This is a genomic window from Streptomyces sp. NTH33 (assembly GCF_003236365.1).
Classification (GTDB): Bacteria; Actinomycetota; Actinomycetes; order Streptomycetales; family Streptomycetaceae; genus Streptomyces.
The window spans coordinates 1-544 of sequence record NZ_POTZ01001092.1; the positions used below are offsets into that span (position 1 = coordinate 1).

Below are 544 nucleotides of genomic sequence, written 5' to 3' on the forward strand. Positions count from 1 at the left end.
CACCGACGACACCACCCCACGCCGCGCACCCTTCGCCCTGATCCTCGACCAGCTCGACGACCAGGCCGCACACGCACTCCGGTCCCGGCCCGAGGTCCTCGACGCCTTCGCCAAGGCCTGCGGCGCCCTGACCGTCGGCGTCTTCGAGTACACGGTCGACCTCGCATGAACGACGAAGAGCAGGACCACGCGGCATGGCGCACCGAACAACACCGCCGCGCCCAGGCCCACGCCTTCACCTGGGCCGAGGAAGCACAGACCCACTACGAGAAGGCCATCCACGACGAGGACGAGGCCCGACGCCGCAGCAGCAGCGGTATGGCCTACCGCACCGCCGAACTCCGCCAAAGCGCCCAGTTCCACGGCGTACGGTCCACCGAAGCCCTCAAGCTCGCCCACATGTGGGCAACCGTCACCACCGCCCTCGCCGCGCCCAACCCCCAGCCCGGCGCCGTGGAGCTGCATACCGGCTCCTCGCTGATCAGCTCGGAGTGCCGCGGGGGCCACACGCCATGAGCACGGCCCCCCTCACCGAGCCCCGAGC

At 71.0% G+C, this 544-nt stretch carries 1 protein-coding gene; it reads left to right on the forward strand.

Annotation, left to right across the window (positions count from 1 at the left end):
• The first annotated feature begins 165 nt into the window (after positions 1–165).
• Positions 166–516 carry a hypothetical protein gene (locus C1I97_RS38625; protein WP_111007422.1) on the forward strand — a complete coding sequence of 117 codons (351 nt, stop codon included), beginning with the start codon at positions 166–168 and terminating at the stop codon, positions 514–516.
• The last annotated feature ends 28 nt before the right edge of the window (positions 517–544 follow it).

Bases quoted from the DNA above. Each gene is read 5' to 3' on its own strand.
- C1I97_RS38625 (WP_111007422.1), top strand. From the start codon at position 166: ATGAACGACGAAGAGCAGGACCACGCGGCATGGCGCACCGAACAACAC.